This is a genomic window from Nostoc sp. UHCC 0252 (assembly GCF_034931145.1).
GTDB lineage: Bacteria > Cyanobacteriota > Cyanobacteriia > Cyanobacteriales > Nostocaceae > Nostoc.
Genome location: NZ_JAYGHE010000039.1, coordinates 68,162 through 75,130, shown reverse-complemented (window position 1 = coordinate 75,130; position 6,969 = coordinate 68,162). Strand labels below are relative to the sequence as shown.

At 38.0% G+C, this 6,969-nt stretch carries 6 protein-coding genes; all 6 read right to left on the bottom strand.

The genetic code is table 11. From position 1 onward, the window contains the following. Nucleotides 1–818 (bottom strand): LamG domain-containing protein (locus VB732_RS20820; protein WP_323232807.1); only part of this gene is annotated, 818 nt, incomplete at its 3' end. 132 nt (nt 819–950) lie between these two features. Beyond that, complete coding sequence (locus VB732_RS20815; protein WP_323232806.1) at nt 951–1,928, bottom strand: MvdD family ATP-grasp ribosomal peptide maturase; 978 nt, start codon at nt 1,926–1,928, stop codon at nt 951–953. Nucleotides 1,929–1,973: 45 nt separating this feature from the next. Further along, complete coding sequence (locus tag VB732_RS20810; RefSeq protein ID WP_323232805.1) at nt 1,974–2,963, bottom strand: MvdC family ATP-grasp ribosomal peptide maturase; 990 nt, start codon at nt 2,961–2,963, stop codon at nt 1,974–1,976. Between the two features lie 291 nt (nt 2,964–3,254). Beyond that, the gene (locus VB732_RS20805; protein ID WP_323232804.1) at nt 3,255–3,398 is read right to left on the bottom strand and encodes a microviridin/marinostatin family tricyclic proteinase inhibitor; all 144 of its coding nucleotides are present in this window, start codon (nt 3,396–3,398) and stop codon (nt 3,255–3,257) included. Nucleotides 3,399–4,040: 642 nt separating this feature from the next. Beyond that, nucleotides 4,041–6,032, bottom strand: coding sequence for an ABC transporter ATP-binding protein/permease (locus VB732_RS20800; protein WP_323232803.1), 1,992 nt, complete (start codon nt 6,030–6,032; stop codon nt 4,041–4,043). A 102-nt stretch (nt 6,033–6,134) separates the two neighbouring features. Further along, nucleotides 6,135–6,956 (bottom strand): pyrroline-5-carboxylate reductase, encoded by an 822-nt coding sequence (proC, locus tag VB732_RS20795; RefSeq protein WP_323232802.1) that lies wholly within the window; start codon nt 6,954–6,956, stop codon nt 6,135–6,137. Between the last annotated feature and the right edge of the window lie 13 nt (nt 6,957–6,969).

Genomic DNA, 6,969 nt, shown 5'->3' with positions numbered 1-6,969 from the left:
CTTGTGGTTAGTGGTGAAATATTTTCTTCAGGAATAACTGCTGTCTCAGTTTGGATCTCTTCTTCTGTATCTTCTTGATTGGATAATTCTTCTGCAAATATAACTGGATTTGATGGTTGTGTTGCGAATGGGATTTCTGCTAAAGTCCAAATAGGATTACCACGAAAATTTCCTTGATAAGACTTTCCCTTTTGGTTTTTGACAGTTGTACCTTGCCCATCGTCTAATCTCCAGTAAGCTACTAATCCTTCTTCATCCCCAACTATTAGCCCACAACGATGAGTCTGAATTTCTGCTTGAGTACAGGGATAATTCCAAACGCTAATGTTTGCTAATTGTCCTTTGAAATAGACCTGTTTGTGTAACGTTGCTCCCAGAGTTACAGAACTTGTGGCTTTGTTTAAAGATGAACCTCTAAGAGAATCGCTGTATTCACGATCGTTAAGATATACGGCTAGCTGACCGCTATTAAAAACAATAGCAAAAAAGTGCCATTGTCCTATAGTTAATTCTCCTTCCCCGAAGGTTTTGATACTTTTGCTAACACTTTCATCAATGTAGACATCTAAGCTTCCTGTTTCACTGATGCCGAATTCAAAGTTATCGCTGTATCTCTCTGAAGAACGGGCAAAAAATACATTCCGCGTTCCGTAACTAGTGGCTTTATTTGTTAGTTCGTATGGATTTACCCATCCTGAAACCGTAAAAGCTGAACTCCCTTGAGCGAAAACGCCGCCAATATCGTTTCTGCCAAAATCTATATAATCCTTTTCCCCATCAAATGTTAAAACTGTTTGTGTATTTACTAGGTTTATCACAATAATTTAATCTCCAAATATAAATAATTTCATAACTTTAAATAAAGAATTTAATATTAATAAACTTAATAGTGAAATCTCACTAACACCTTTCAAAATAGAAGACAATAAAAATATACAAGGCTCAATACCCTAATTCTTATTAGTCAGTAATACTTCTGCGATCGCCTGCGAAATGGGGTAGTGTGGTGAATATATCTCCAGCCAAAAAAATTCCCCGACTGGGTTAACTTCGAGGAATACATGGCGACCATCGGGCGTGACAATAATATCAATTGCTCCATAGTTTAAGCCAAAATAAGCCATCAGTTTGAGCAGTTTTTTCTCAGTATCTTCTGGCAAGTCGTAGGGTTGCCAATTTTTAACTAAAGCTCTCCCCTCTTTGCGCCAGTCGTAAGTAGATCCTTCTAAGCTTTGGGAATCTACTGCGGCAGTGAATACGCGGTGTCCGACAATAGTTGTCCGCAACTCCAGCGCCTTGGGTACATTTTCTTGAAACGTCATCGGACAAAAACGCAGTCCTTCCATATTCTCCAGATCATCATTTGTAACTGGAGTGGTAAACACAACGTTTTCTCGCCCCTGCTGATCGTAAATAGCAAAGGAAGAAAGCATTTTGGTAACTATACCTTGGCTACACTCTTGAGCAAATTGCTTAACTGCTTCTGGATTGTTTGAAGTCAGAGTACGTGGAGTTACAAGACCAACTTCTCGTGCAACTTGCAATTGTAGTTGTTTATTATTAGCCCGATCCACATTGGACATTCGATCGAAGTGGAATCCTTGAAGACTGGCAATCATACCTCTGACTGTAGCGCGACATTCGTTAATTGACGCATCTCTATATTGCTTGTCCATTGAGTCGGGGATTTTTTCTCCGTAGCGCATCCGCCGATACCAAACTGAGGAGACTTCACTCAAATTTAGCTTCTGTTCGCCATCAGTAATAATTACCCGTTCAGTATCGCCAGAGTAAATATCTAGCTTGACTTCGGTGGGATATCTGTCTGTGTCAAACCGAAATGCTTTTTCTCCTCTAGCTTCAATTTCTTTGATGACTAAAGGAATGCTTTCGTTATCTTTACTAAACGTAACTATTAATACGGTCATAATTGAGTTGCGCCTAAGATACCCTACAGTAATTGACTTTCTTAATTACGAATTACGAATCGGTACAAGAGCATCCGCGATCGCACTTGCAATGGGTAAGTCTAAATCCTTTTCCAGCATTCCCCACTCCCCTAGAGGGTTGATTTCCAAAAAGACGTATTCCCCTGACGGTGTGACGATGAAATCTAAGGCTCCAAACAACAGCCCAAATTTCCCCATAAAGGTTTTGAGACGGCTAATTACTTCATCAGGAAGGTGGTGATGTTGCCATGCACCAACTTCAACACCAGGTTTACGCCAATCAATGGCTGCTGCATACATATCTGCATTTAGCGCCCCCACAAATACATTACCATTCACATACACCACCCGTAATTCCTGTTGCTTAGGAATTTGCTCTTGAAAAACCATTGGGCAATAGCGCAGTGACTCGGCATCTTGTAAGTCTTCTGACTTGACGATGCTGGTGTACAGAAAAAACGAAGAGTTAGCTTCCATACTGCGGGAAAGAGCAGTTAAAAGCTTACTAACCATTTTGCCGTTGACTTGCTGAAAAAACTCTCGTGCTGCTTGGGCTTTGTTGGTAACAAGAGTCTGGGGAATAATAAAACCTACTTCAGACGCAATCCGCAGTTGACGCAGCTTGTTATTCGCATAATCTATCCGCTCTAAATTATCTACCCACGTAGCTCCCTTGAGACTGTCCCAAAAACCATCTAAAGTTGCAAGTGATTCTCTAACGCAAGCTTCTCGGAACTTTGGCGCTAATTCTTGACTCAGTTGTGGTTCCCAAATCCGGCGCATCCAGACAGCTTGCACCTGCTCTGTGCTGATAGAGCCATTGTTACATTCTATAGTGTGGTAGCTTTTAGACTTATCAAAATGTGCTGTTAATTGTACTTCTAGAGGAAACTTATCAGTATCTAGACGAAATGGTTGCACTCCTTTTTTTGATAAGGCTTCTGCCACTCTATCTATTGTGAAGAAATCACCACTGTGGGTGATTAATAAAACAATATCACGAGACAGGTGCATAAATATTATTTCAGAATAATTTTAGAAGGTAGCTATTAATAAATAGCAAACAAATTGCTTTTGATACCAAAAAATCTTTAAAGAATTTAAGGGACTAGAAAAAGCAATCACCTCCATGTTTGGAAAAATTAATATGAAAGCGATCGCCTACGGCGGGCGTTTTACGCCATCACATTTCTACGAGTAGTTTTGACTTATTTGATAACTGCTACTCTATGAAATTATGATTCAGCCAATTACAAGGTATCTTTTCGATCGGGAAGGTACTTTCAGATTAGAAGAGTAAATAAATTATCTATCTTCCAAATCTGAAGGATACTTGTAAGTCCAAGGAACCTCTGTTCCTTCAGTAGCTTCAGTAGCTTGTTCTGACAAGAAACGCGCAAAAAATGGTATTGCTACGACATTCGCTGTTTTGACTGTGTTTGTAGGCATAGAGTTTTCCTTAAAGTAAATTGCTTTTTCAAGTAAAAATATATCATTAATTAAATATATTCTCAAGGTCAGTTAAGACAGTTAAGAAGTAACTGTTATAAAATAGTTAGGAAAATTAAGAAAGTTAAGAAAGTTAAGAAAAAATTATTTAATAATTATCAAGTTAAGTAATCAAGATCAAACTATAGTAATTTTATTTAATTATTGAACAAGTAGAGGTGGGCTCGTCGAGATCATCATTAGTAATTAATAACATTTTTAAACCCGCCTCTACTCTTGCCTGTTTTCTTTGCTGTTAACTTCTTTAATACATAATTATGTTTAATAATAAACCAGATTCCTATATACACCAGTCATAAGTCATTAATGAACAACAAAAACCCCAATTTTTTAAAAAATTCGGGGTTCTGAGCAAGGACGATTTTTACAAATCAAAATAGAAAAATATAGCAGTTCTCGAATGGAAGCAATAAACTTTTACCTCTCTCCAAACCTCTCTCCTAAAAGGAGAGAGGCTTTGAATCTTGCTCCCCTTCCCGCTTCGGGAAGGGGCTGGGGGTTAGGTCTGTATTGGACTCAAGCGAGAAGCGCTATATTCTTTTATAGGCGATAATTCAACAGACTGAACAGATTGTCTAACCGCTAAACTCTCAGCCATTTCAACACACTTGAGTTCTTGTTATAGCGGTACGTCAAGCCATCCCTAGTAGTAATAGAATCTCCTTTGCTTGCCTTACTTCTAATAGTGCTAATGGAATAGTTAGTTAATTCACTTATTTCCTTATGAGTGAGCTTTTCACTTGTGATTGTTTCTGTCAATATTTGAGATTGATTTTGCAACTCATTATTAGACGCGCTTTGAATATTTATTGCTTTTTGATTTCGATAATCCTGCACAGTCACAAGTTGCCAACTGGAATCTTGTGAAAGTTCCAAAACCCATTGATGATAATCAAATAGGCTTTCCCGATGCCCAACACTGATAAATGTTGTTTTCGTCGATTGTAACTTTTGATATAAACTTCCTTCATTCTGCAAATCTAAAGCACTCGTTGCTTCATCTAATATAGTAAAGCTAGGATGAGTAATTAATAGTCGTGCAAAAGCCAAACGTTGTTGTTCTCCTATCGATAATATATTCTCCCAAGGAACTTCTGTATCAAAGCCATCGACTCGACTCAATAAGTTTTGTAGGTTGACTTGTTGCAAAACTTCTTTGAGTTCTGCATCAGTCATTTGACGACTGGTATTAGGATAGAGCAATTGTTCGCGCAAAGTTCCCAAAATTATGTAAGGACGTTGGGGTAAAAATAAAACTTCTTCTAATGGAGGTCGCACTAAACGACCAGTTCCTGCATTCCACAAACCAGCGATCGCTCGCAATAAAGAACTTTTACCTCGACCACTTGGCCCAACAATCAATAAACCTTCTCCCGGTTGAACAGACAAGGACAAGTCTTCGATGATTACCTGTTCATAGTTAGGCGTTTGTAAGGTAACATTCTCAAAAGCAAGATGGTTTTCTTCTATTATTTTAATAGTGCTTACATTCTCCGGTTGTTTGGTAACATCTTCTAACGCACTCGAAAACTCAGCTAAACGCTCAACGTAACTCGAAAAATTTCCAGAACTGCCAAATGCAGTTATTAGTTCTCCCAAAGCAGTTGCAAACATAAAGCTAGCTACACTAGCTTGTCCAACTTGTCCGAAATCAATTTCACCTTTAATATACAGAGGCGCAAGTATGAATAACATAAAAAGTTCTATAGCAACTTGATATGCTCTGTTAAAAATGTCTCTATTTCTCTCCCAATCAATCTTGCGTTTAATGTTTGTTGTCAACTTAGTAAATCGGCGTTCAATTATCTTTAATTCTTGTTTTTCTCCCCGAAAAAAGGCTATTGATTCAGCGTGAGTACGAACATGAGTTAGGCAGTAATTATAGTCAGCTTTAGATTCAATTTCTGCTTGATTAATACTATTTAATTCTTGATTTAAGTAGACAGCAATCAAATTGCCCATAATCGTGTAAATAACCAGAGCAACAGCAATCTGTTGGGAAATTGACCAGATAATTGCTGTAAAAGTTATCATTTCCAGTACTTTTTCTAGAAAAGTAGCTGAAAAATAGAGGACATTACTGGTAATTGGTTCAATCTCTTGGGATAAACGTTGATCTGGGTTATCAATATCAGCTTTAAAATTAATTTTATAATAAGCACGATTGCTTAAATATTTATCTAAAATCTGATTATTAAGCCATTTGTACCAATCAAGAGCAATTTGTTTTCTAACAAATTTAGAAAATCCTAATAAAAGCGTTACCAAGACAAGACCAGCAGCATAAAAAGATATAATATTAATAAATTTAGAATAATCTTTTTCCTGAAGTATGATATCAACTATGTAGCGATTAATAAAACTATTAAAAGCAGTTACACCTACAAATGCAATTATTAGTAATATTAGGAGAATAAGCATTCCCCATGCACGAATTACGTCTGAGAATGCTCTTTGTCCTGGCTTTGTTGGATACCAGTAAGGCCCAGCGATCGCTTTGGCATTTTCCCAGAATTGGATAAAATCTGAAAAAGCATTCTTTGAGGGTTGAGCTTGAACAACTTGGGTTGGCATATTTGAGAAATAAATTAAAATCTTTTATGAGCTTTAATACTTTTTAGTGTTGAATAATCAGTAATAATTACCGAATGAGTAACCCCAATCAGCGCTAATTTTTTAACTGATATCACCTAATTGTTGAGTGCGGCTCAAAGCGGCAAGCACTGCATTAGAAATAACAGTTCGCATACCACCTTTTTCTAACTCGTAAAGACCAGCAGCAGTCACTCCCCCAGGACTCGTTACTTTGTTTCGTAAAACTGCTGGATGTTCATGAGTCTGAAACATCAGTTCTACACTACCAGCAATCGTATGCAATGTTAGTTCTTGGGCTTGTGTCCGAGTTAAACCCATCTGAACGCCAGCATCAATCATCGCTTCGATGTAAAGAAACACAAATCCAGTCCCCGCGCTACTCAACGCCGTTGCCATATCAAGGTAATGTTCATTTTGGGTAGTAAATTCCTTACCTAATGCTTGTAAAATGACTTGGGTATGCGATCGCTGTATCTCTGTCACACTTGATGATGCACTCCACACTGTAGTCCCATGACCAACTTGTACTGCAATATTCGGCATTGTACGGACAACAGCAGGATGATTCAACCCTTGGCACAGAGATGAAATACTCGCTCCACTCACAATACTAATTACTAAAGCATTAGGTGGAATTTTATCCTTAAGCATACCCAGAACCTCTGCTAAAACCTGCGGCTTCACCGCCAATATCACAATAGATGCGCCAAGAACCGCTTCTATATTGGAGGTTGTAGTACGTACTCCATATTCCCTTTCTAAATGAAGGCATCGCGCAGAAACTGGATCGCTGACAATAATTAGATCGGCTTTTGGAACAATTTTCGTTGATAACAATCTACTAATTATCATTTCGCCCATCGTGCCACCGCCGATAAAGGCAATTTTTAAATCTTCGAGCATATCGTTTTCTTAT

Bases quoted from the DNA above. Each gene is read 5' to 3' on its own strand.
- VB732_RS20815 (WP_323232806.1), bottom strand. From the start codon at position 1,928: ATGACCGTATTAATAGTTACGTTTAGTAAAGATAACGAAAGCATTCCT.
- VB732_RS20810 (WP_323232805.1), bottom strand. From the start codon at position 2,963: ATGCACCTGTCTCGTGATATTGTTTTATTAATCACCCACAGTGGTGAT.
- VB732_RS20805 (WP_323232804.1), bottom strand. From the start codon at position 3,398: ATGCCTACAAACACAGTCAAAACAGCGAATGTCGTAGCAATACCATTT.
- VB732_RS20800 (WP_323232803.1), bottom strand. From the start codon at position 6,032: ATGCCAACCCAAGTTGTTCAAGCTCAACCCTCAAAGAATGCTTTTTCA.
- proC (WP_323232802.1), bottom strand. From the start codon at position 6,956: ATGCTCGAAGATTTAAAAATTGCCTTTATCGGCGGTGGCACGATGGGC.